7 protein-coding genes are annotated in these 9,060 nt (G+C 61.8%); 6 read left to right on the forward strand and 1 reads right to left on the reverse strand.

All coding sequences use genetic code 11. The features are described from left to right. Positions 1-10: 10 nt before the first annotated feature. Positions 11-304: a hypothetical protein gene (locus BCY88_RS06170; protein ID WP_120343407.1), complete on the reverse strand. Its 294-nt coding sequence runs from the start codon at positions 302-304 to the stop codon at positions 11-13. A gap of 185 nt (positions 305-489) precedes the next feature. Between BCY88_RS06170 and rimP the strand changes: the two genes are divergently transcribed. The 6 genes from rimP (at position 490) to ltrA (ending at position 8,974) form a co-directional block, all read left to right on the forward strand. Beyond that, positions 490-948 (forward strand): ribosome maturation factor RimP, encoded by a 459-nt coding sequence (rimP, locus tag BCY88_RS06175; RefSeq protein WP_074286020.1) that lies wholly within the window; start codon positions 490-492, stop codon positions 946-948. Further along, the gene (gene nusA, locus BCY88_RS06180; RefSeq protein WP_115782614.1) at positions 945-2,420 is read left to right on the forward strand and encodes a transcription termination factor NusA; all 1,476 of its coding nucleotides are present in this window, start codon (positions 945-947) and stop codon (positions 2,418-2,420) included. Before rimP ends, nusA begins: the two co-directional genes overlap by 4 nt. A gap of 94 nt (positions 2,421-2,514) precedes the next feature. After that, positions 2,515-5,490 (forward strand): translation initiation factor IF-2, encoded by a 2,976-nt coding sequence (gene infB / locus BCY88_RS06185; RefSeq protein WP_120343408.1) that lies wholly within the window; start codon positions 2,515-2,517, stop codon positions 5,488-5,490. Positions 5,491-5,735: 245 nt separating this feature from the next. Then, on the forward strand, positions 5,736-6,101 hold the full coding sequence (gene rbfA / locus BCY88_RS06190; protein ID WP_028199735.1) for a 30S ribosome-binding factor RbfA: 366 nt from the start codon (positions 5,736-5,738) through the stop codon (positions 6,099-6,101). A gap of 86 nt (positions 6,102-6,187) precedes the next feature. Continuing rightward, a complete protein-coding gene (truB, locus tag BCY88_RS06195) occupies positions 6,188-7,123 on the forward strand; it encodes a tRNA pseudouridine(55) synthase TruB (RefSeq protein WP_120343409.1) in 936 nt (311 codons plus the stop codon). A 483-nt stretch (positions 7,124-7,606) separates the two neighbouring features. Next, entirely contained in the window at positions 7,607-8,974 is a 1,368-nt protein-coding gene (ltrA, locus tag BCY88_RS06205; protein WP_120343410.1) for a group II intron reverse transcriptase/maturase, read from the forward strand. Positions 8,975-9,060 lie beyond the last annotated feature (86 nt).

Raw genomic sequence — 9,060 nt, forward strand, 5'->3', positions numbered from 1 at the left:
CCTTAACGATTTACGCTTCGCCGCCGTCGGAATCGATCGACGCGTGCCACGGTTTTCTCGTGACGCATGGAATCCGCGGAATCCGCGGCGTGCGCATAAGTAGGGGCAGAGTTTGCCGCCCCTGCTTGTCCGGCACGGGTCCGAGGCGGTGCAGGCCGCCTTGCAAAAGGGCCGGCGTGTCGTCATATCGCTGAAAGATTCCCATGAAATCAAGCGGAAATGCGCCTCGCGCGGCGTTCTGCGGTTTGCGTTTGTCCCGAAAAATGGCTACAATCACGAAGTCGCTGGGCGTGCGGCTTTTCATGTGCGGCTCAGGTGCGACCACCGGTAATAAGATGATGGGCGTTTAGCCCATTTTTTTTTGCCGCTCAGTTCTAAGTGGTTTGGCATCTCGGGTAGCACGAACGTGCGCCAGCTAGGCGCGCGGCCCGCATTGGTTGTTTGCAAAACAGGCGGCAGGCTCGCTGCGCGAACATCTAAGAGGGCAAAGTGCAACTGACGGAACTGATTGAAACCACGGTCGTGGGACTCGGCTACGAGCTCGTCGATCTCGAGCGCACCGGGCGCGGCAGCTTGTGTATTTATATCGACCAGCCGGCCGGCATTGCGATCGAAGACTGCGAGAAAGTCACGCGTCAGCTCCAGCACGTTCTGACGGTCGAAAATATCGATTACGAGCGGCTTGAAGTGTCGTCGCCGGGTCTCGACCGCCCGCTGAAAAAACTGGCGGATTTCGAACGCTTCGCAGGCAGCGAAGTGGTGATCACATTGAAAAAGCCATTGGACGGACGGAAATCGTACCGGGGCATCCTGCATGCTCCGCAAGGCGAGACGATCGGTCTGGAATTTGAAGGGAAGGAAGGCGCCGCGATGCTCGATTTCACCGTCGCGGATATCGATAAGGCACGCCTCGTTCCGAAAGTTGACTTTAGGAGCCGCAAACAATGAGTCGCGAAGTGTTGATGCTGGTGGATGCGCTGGCACGCGAGAAGAACGTCGATAAAGACGTGGTATTTGCCGCGCTCGAGGCGGCCCTCGCTTCGGCCTCCAAGAAACTCTTCGAAGAAGATGCGGACATCCGCGTCCAGATCGACCGTGAAAGCGGCGAGCACGAAACGTTTCGCCGCTGGAAAGTGGTGCCGGACGAAGCGGGTCTGCAGGAGCCGGATCAGGAAATCCTGCTGTTCGAAGCACGTGAGCAGAAGCCGGAAATCCAGCTCGACGAATACATCGAAGAACCGGTGCCGTCGATCGAATTCGGCCGTATCGGCGCGCAGGCCGCCAAGCAGGTGATCCTGCAGAAGGTGCGCGACGCGGAACGCGAGCAGATCCTGAACGACTTCCTCGAGCGCGGCGAGCACATCATGACCGGCTCGGTGAAGCGCCTCGACAAGGGCAACTTCATCGTCGAAACCGGCCGTGTCGAAGCGCTGCTGCGCCGCGACCAGCTGATTCCGAAGGAAAACCTGCGCGTGGGCGACCGCGTGCGTGCCTATATCGCGAAGGTCGATCGCACCGCTCGCGGTCCGCAGATCGAGTTGTCGCGTACGGCGCCCGAATTCCTGATGAAGCTGTTCGAAATGGAAGTGCCTGAAATCGAACAGGGCCTGCTGGAAATCAAGGCGGCGGCCCGCGATCCGGGCGTGCGCGCCAAGATCGGCGTGGTCGCTTACGACAAGCGCATCGATCCGATCGGCACCTGCGTCGGTATCCGCGGTTCGCGTGTCCAGGCCGTGCGCAACGAGCTCGGTGGCGAAAACGTCGACATCGTGCTATGGTCGGAAGATCCCGCACAGTTTGTGATCGGCGCGCTCGCGCCGGCAGCCGTCCAGTCGATCGTCGTCGATGAAGAAAAGCATTCGATGGACGTCGTCGTAGACGAAAACGAACTGGCGGTCGCGATCGGCCGCAGTGGCCAGAACGTGCGTCTTGCCAGCGAACTCACCGGCTGGCAGATCAACATCATGACGCCGGACGAATCCGCGCAAAAGCAGAATCAGGAGCGCGGTGTACTGCGCGACCTGTTCATGGCGCGTCTCGATGTCGACGAAGAAGTCGCCGACATCCTGATCGACGAAGGCTTTACGAGCCTCGAAGAGATCGCTTATGTGCCGCTCAACGAGATGCTCGAAATCGAAGCATTCGACGAAGACACCGTTCACGAACTGCGTAATCGCTCGCGCGATGCGTTGTTGACGTTGGCGATCGCGAATGAAGAAAAGGTCGAAAATGTTGCGCTCGACCTGAAGAGCCTGGATGGCATGGATGCCGACCTGCTCGCCAAGCTTGCCGAACATCAGATCCAGACGCGCGACGAACTCGCCGAGCTGGCTGTGGATGAACTGGTCGAGATGACCGGAATGGAAGAGGATGCCGCTAAGGCGTTGATCATGAAAGCACGTGAACACTGGTTCCAGTGAGAAATGACCATGGCGCACTAAATTGAACGCGGCCGTCAGGCCGCATGACCCGATGCTAACCGCAAGGAATCGGTCCTTGCATTAAGAGGAATGAATGGCGAGTAACAACGTAGCCCAATTTGCCGCGGAACTGAAAATGCCTGCAGGCGTGCTGCTCGAGCAGCTGCAGGCGGCGGGCGTCACCAAAGCGAGCGAAGACGACAGCTTGTCCGAAACGGACAAGGCGCGTCTGCTCGACCACTTGCGCAAGTCTCACGGCTCGACTGATGCGGACAAGCGCAAGATCACGCTGACGAAACGGCATACGTCGGAGATCAAGCAATCCGACGCGACGGGCAAAGCTCGCACCATTCAGGTCGAGGTGCGCAAGAAGCGCACTTTCGTCCGCCGCGACGAATCCGCCGCTGAAGGCGGCGATGCATCGAATCATGTGGCCGAGGCCGACGTCGACGATCTCGAACTCCAGCGCCGTGAAGAGGAAGCTCGTCACGAAGCCGAGCTGCTCGAAAAGCAGGCTCAGGAGTTGAAGGCGCGTCAGGAACAACTCGAGCGCGAAGAAGCTGAACGTCAGGCGCGTGAAGAGGCTGCTGAAGCCGAACGCCGTCGGGCGGAAGAAGAAGCAGCCAAGAAACGCGCGGCGGCTGCTGCCGCGGCTGAAGCGGCGGCGCGCGAGCAGGCTCAGGCTGCGAAGCCGGCCCAGACTGCCCAGCCGGCAGCCGCGAAGGCTGAACCGGTCGCGGCCAAGGCTGCGGAGCCGGCGGTTGCCAAGGAAAGCGAGCAGGACGACGAGCGCGCAGCGGCAGAACGCGCGGCGCAACGCGAAGCGGCGAAGAAAGCGGAAGACGCAGCGCGTCAGGCCGCCGAGAAAACGCGCGCCGAGCAGGAAGAAGTCAGCAAGCGCCGTGCGGCCGCAGAAGCGGAAGCGCGTGCGATTCGCGAAATGATGAACACGCCGCGCAAAGCGCAGGTCAAGGCGCCGGAACCGGCACCGAAGCCCGCTGAGCCGGCCAAGGCGGCCGAAGCCAAGGGCACGCTGCACAAGCCGGCGCGTCCGGAAGGCGCAGCACCGGCGCGTCCGGCAGCCAAGAAGCCGGCTGCAGCAGCGGCTCCGGCTGCCACGACCACGCCGTCGGCAGGCGACAAGAAGAAGCCGGGCGGCGGCAAGGGCGGCTGGCAGGACGACGCAGCGAAGCGCCGTGGTATCAAGACGCGTGGCGATTCGAGCGGCGGTGTCGATCGCGGCTGGCGCGGTGGCCCGAAGGGTCGCGGCAAGCATCAGGATCAGAACACCACGTTCCAGGCGCCGACCGAACCGATCGTGCGTGAAGTGCACGTGCCGGAAACCATCACGGTTGCCGATCTGGCGCACAAGATGGCGGTGAAGGCTTCGGAAGTCATCAAGTCGATGATGAAGCTCGGCCAGATGGTCACGATCAACCAGATGCTGGACCAGGAAACGGCGATGATCATCGTCGAGGAACTGGGCCACCATGCGGTTGCGGCCAAGCTGGACGACCCGGAAGCGATGCTGGTCGAAGGCGAAATCACGGACGCAGAAGCATTGCCGCGTCCGCCGGTCGTCACGGTCATGGGTCACGTCGACCACGGCAAGACGTCGCTGCTCGACTACATCCGCCGCGCCAAGGTTGCAGCGGGCGAAGCGGGCGGGATTACGCAGCACATCGGCGCTTATCACGTCGAAACGCCGCGCGGCGTCATCACGTTCCTCGACACGCCGGGCCACGAAGCGTTTACGGCTATGCGTGCTCGCGGCGCGAAGGCAACCGACATCGTGATTCTGGTGGTCGCAGCCGACGACGGCGTGATGCCGCAAACGAAGGAAGCGATTGCCCACGCGAAGGCAGGCGGTGTGCCGCTCGTCGTCGCGATCAACAAGATCGACAAGCCGGATGCGAATCCGGACCGCGTGAAGCAGGAACTCGTTGCGGAAGGCGTCGTGCCGGAAGAATACGGTGGCGATTCGCCGTTCGTGTCGGTGTCGGCGAAAACCGGCACGGGTATCGACGAACTGCTGGAAAACGTGCTGTTGCAAGCCGAAGTGCTGGAACTGAAGGCACCGGTCGAAGCGCCGGCCAAGGGTCTCGTCATTGAAGCGAAGCTCGACAAGGGTAAGGGTCCGGTTGCAACGATCCTGGTCCAGTCGGGTACGCTGAACCGCGGCGACGTGGTGCTGGCAGGTAGCGCTTACGGTCGTGTGCGAGCCATGCTCGACGAAACCGGCAAGCCGACCAAGTCGGCAGGCCCGTCGATCCCGGTTGAGATTCAAGGTCTGTCGGAAGTGCCGCAAGCAGGCGAAGAAGTCATCGTCATGCCGGACGACCGCAAGGCGCGTGAAGTTGCGCTGTTCCGTCAAGGCAAGTTCCGCGACGTCAAGCTGGCCAAGCAGCAGGCCGCGAAGCTCGAGAACATGCTGGAGCAGATGGGCGAAGGCGAAGTGGCGTACATGCCGCTCATCGTCAAGGCCGACGTGCAGGGTTCGCAGGAAGCTTTGGTGCAGTCGCTGCTCAAGCTGTCGACCGACGAAGTTCGCGTGCAGATCGTGCACGGCGCAGTCGGCGGCATCAGCGAGTCGGACGTCAACCTGGCTACGGCTTCGAAGGCGGTCATCATCGGCTTCAACACCCGTGCGGATGCCCAGGCGCGCAAGCTGGCGGAAAGCAACGGTGTCGATATTCGCTACTACAACATCATCTATGACGCAGTGGATGAAGTGAAGGCCGCGATGTCGGGCATGCTGGCGCCGGAGAAGCGCGAAATCGTGACGGGTACGGTCGAAGTGCGTCAGGTCTTCAAGGTACCGAAGATCGGCGCGGTGGCCGGTTGTATGGTCACGGACGGTTTCGTCAAGCGTTCCTCGTCGGTGCGCGTGCTGCGCAACAACGTCGTCATCTTCACGGGCGAGCTCGATTCGCTCAAGCGCTTCAAGGACGACGTGAAGGAAGTCCGTCAAGGCTTCGAGTGCGGTATGTCGATCAAGAACTTCAACGATATCGTCGAAGGCGATCAGTTCGAAGTCTTCGAAGTTACCGAAGTCGCGCGTACGCTGTAATTCACGCGGCATTGGCTCAACGGGCGGAGCGGGCTTAAGCGCCCGCTCCGCCCGTTGTCTTTGGGCCGGCGCATTTTGTCGTGCAATGCGCCCCGCAGTGGCTTGCAGCCGCTATCAAGCCGTATCGCCGCCGGCCAGGTAACGACGTAGCGACGTAGCGACGGCCGGGCAATGACCCGGCAAAACCCGCCGCGGCTTGCGCGAACAACTTTTTTGCATCCGTCAGAACGGATCACACAAACATCATGCCTAAAAAACGTTCTTCTCCTAATCGCAACGTGCAGATCGCCGATCAGATCCAGCGCGACCTGTCCGAGCTGCTGCGCGAGGTCAAGGATCCGCGCATCGGTCTCGTCACGATTCAAAGCGTCGAGCTGACGCCCGACTACGCGCACGCGAAGGTCTACTTCACGACGCTGACCGGCGATCCGCAACAGACACTCGAAGCACTTCAGCACGCGGCCGGCCATCTGCACAATCAGCTGTTCAAGCGCCTGCATATCCACACCGTGCCGACACTGCATTTCCATTACGATCAGACGATCGAACGGGCCGTTGAAATGTCCCGTCTGATCGACGAGGCGAACGCCAATCGCGCGAAAGAAGACTGAAGCGTGGCAATGCCTCAGTTGCATTGCCTCAGCCGCAGTTCGTTTAGCGCTGTTTCCGCACACTTCGAAGACCCTGTCTTTCTGACATGACCGCACCTCAACGCTCCCGCGTGCCGCGTCGCGCGCTCGACGGCGTGCTGCTGCTCGACAAGCCGCTTGGCCTGTCGAGCAACGACGCCCTGATTCGCGCAAAGCGCCTCTACCTGGCCAAAAAGGCAGGTCACACCGGCACGCTCGACCCCCTTGCCACAGGTCTCTTGCCGCTGTGTTTTGGTGAAGCCACCAAGTTTTCGCAAGATCTGCTCGAAGCCGACAAGACCTATGAGGCCACCATGCGCCTCGGTATCCGCACGACCACGGGCGACGCCGAAGGCGAGCCGATCGACACGCGCGACGTGACGTGCGATCAGGCGGCGGTCCAGGTGGCGATGCAGAAGTTTCTCGGCGATATCGTTCAGATCCCACCGATGTATTCGGCACTCAAGCGCGATGGCAAGCCGCTGTACGAATACGCGCGCGCGGGCCAGACGGTCGAGCGGGAAGGGCGTCAGGTGACGATTCTCTCGCTCGAGATGCTGGCGTGCGCATTGCCCGACGTGACGTTTCGCGTGACGTGCAGTAAAGGCACCTATGTGCGCACCCTGGCCGAAGATATCGGTGAGGCGCTCGGTTGCGGTGCGCATCTGGTCGCACTGCGGCGTACCGGCGTCGGCGCGCTGACGTTGGAGAATTCGGTGACGCTCGACGCGTTGTCCGACGCGACCGGGAGCGAGCGAGATGCGTGGCTGCAACCCGTCGATGCATTGTTGTCCACATTCCCGCGCGTCACACTGGACGAGGACGCGACCCGTCGTTTCCTGCACGGTCAGCGTCTGAAACTCTCCGAACTGACCATTAGCGGCGAAGCCGTGAATGCGCCCCGCGTGCGTGTGTATGCAGGAGAAGGGCGTCTGCTGGGTGTCGCGAAGCAAGGCGAGGGCGTATTGGCGCCCGAGCGGCTGGTCGTTACGGCGGAAAGCTAGGCCGGCAGCTCTCCGGTCGACCGGAGAGCTTCTGCCAAATAAAAAGGCGGGACCGCTACCGAGCGGTCCCGCCTTTTTTCACATGTGCGCCCAGCATGGGCGCACTCCAGTGGGTGCAAGTCCCACCGTAAGTTGATCACAGCGAGCGAAGCGAAGCGCAACTGCGTGAGGGCGACCCGACGTGGGGAGGAAGCGTGGAGCGAAACTGCGAGCCGATGGACAAGAACCGGATAGAAGGCGTTACCGATCAGGGCGAGCGGGCATGTAACCGCAAAGCTCTCGTGATCAAGGGGCGGTGGCGTAGATCCGGCGGCTGTGCAGTGAAGGAGTGCGTTCTTACCTGGGGAGATCTCGCCTCATGCCTGAAAGGGCGACGGTGTCGAGCCGGAGCGAGAAGTCAGCAGAGGCCATAGTAGTCACAGGATAAGCCGGGGAGGCTGAAGCTGGTGACGAAGGGCCGAACGGGAAGGAGTGTTCAACGTCATGTCGATGCGACAGGTAATGCGTCAGATGCCCGTGCAAACGGGGCGAGTGGGAGTAGGGCGCGGTGAAGCCGCGCGTGTACCCGTGAGCGACGAAGCCTACTGCCCGCGGCATGAACTCGGGAACACAGGGTCAGCGCTGCTGGAAGCGGCGCTGACGAGAAAGAACCTGAAGCAGGCGTTCAAACGGGTACGGGCTAACGGAGGAGCCGCGGGCGTGGACGGTCTGGATATTGACCAGACGTCGCGTCATCTGGTGACGGCGTGGCCTGTGATCCGAGAGCAGTTGCTGAAGGGGAGGTACCGGCCCAGTCCGGTACGTCGGGTGACGATTCCAAAGCCAGACGGGGGCGAGCGCGAGCTGGGTATCCCGACGGTAACGGATCGGCTGATCCAGCAGGCGTTGCTGCAAGTCTTGCAGCCGGTTCTGGACCCTACCTTCAGCGAGCACAGCTACGGCTTCCGGCCCGGACGGCGTGCGCACGACGCAGTACTCGCCGCGCAATCGTACGTGCAGTCAGGCCGGCGAATCGTGGTGGACGTTGATCTGGAGAAGTTCTTCGACCGGGTCAACCACGACATCCTGATCGACCGTTTGCAGAAGCGGATTGGAGACGCTGGCGTAATCCGGCTGATCCGTGCGTACCTGAACAGCGGCATCATGGATGACGGCGTGGTCCAGCAGCGGGATCAGGGCACGCCGCAGGGCGGCCCGCTATCCCCACTGCTGGCCAACGTACTGCTCGACGAGGTGGACAAGGAACTGGAGCGGCGGGGTCACTGCTTCGCACGCTACGCCGACGACGCGAATGTTTACGTTCGGAGCCGTCGTGCGGGCGAACGGGTGATGGCGCTGCTGCGACGCCTGTATGGTCGACTGCGTCTGAAGGTCAACGAGACCAAAAGTGCGGTCGCGAGTGTGTTCGGTCGCAAGTTTCTGGGCTACAGCCTGTGGGTCGCTCGGGGCGGTGTAGTGAAGCGCAAGGTGGCGGCCAAACCGCTGCAGGCGTTCAAACACCGTATCCGTGAACTGACCCGTCGCTCTGGCGGGCGCAGCATGAAGGAAGTGGTAGAGCGGTTACGGTCTTATGTGCAGGGTTGGAAAGCGTACTTCCGGCTGGCGCAAACGCCACGAGTCTGGCTGGAATTGGACAAATGGGTGCGTCACCGGCTGCGGGCTATCCAGCTTAAACACTGGCGCCGTGGCACGACGATTTACCGGGCGCTGCGTGTGCTGGGTGCGCCGTTCACGGTGGCACAACAGGTGGCGGCCAACAGTCGTCGCTGGTGGCGCAATAGTGACCGGCTGCTCAAGAGTGTGCTGAGCATCGCTTACTTCGACCGGCTGGGTGTACCCCGGCTCTCCTAACCTCAACTTCCCGAACCGCCCGGTGCGGACCCGCATGCCGGGTGGTGTGGCAGGGGTACGGCCTCATGGCCGTCCCCTATGCCGAT

The organism is Paraburkholderia fungorum, from assembly GCF_003610895.1.
GTDB lineage: Bacteria > Pseudomonadota > Gammaproteobacteria > Burkholderiales > Burkholderiaceae > Paraburkholderia > Paraburkholderia fungorum_B.